1 protein-coding gene is annotated in these 289 nt (G+C 59.9%); it reads right to left on the bottom strand.

Going from position 1 to position 289, the window contains the following annotated elements; genetic code table 11:
- On the bottom strand, positions 1-289 hold a 289-nt coding region (locus tag J4G32_RS21035; protein ID WP_210497636.1), incomplete at both ends, for a phage baseplate assembly protein V.

Consider the following 289-nt stretch of genomic DNA (forward strand, 5'->3'; position numbering starts at 1 on the left):
CGTCGGAAAACTGCACGTAGCGCTTGTCGCGCGAGGCCAGCGGCGCGGTATCCACGCTGGAGTAAACCGCGCCCAGCACCACCCCATCCTCGCCGTTGTCGTCGAGCAGCACTTCGACCTGTTCGCCAATATCCGGCAACCAGTAATCTTTGTTGTCCTGCGTGTTGCGTTGCAGCACCGCAAGCCAGTTACTGCGCAGGTTATCGCACTCCGGCAGAGTGACTCTGACGCGCACGACCGCCTCATCAATATCGCTGATAATGCCCGTCTGGCGGGTAACGCCTTTCAT

Origin of the sequence: Microvirga antarctica, from assembly GCF_017921815.1 — a bacterium.
Taxonomy (GTDB): domain Bacteria; phylum Pseudomonadota; class Alphaproteobacteria; order Rhizobiales; family Beijerinckiaceae; genus Microvirga; species Microvirga antarctica.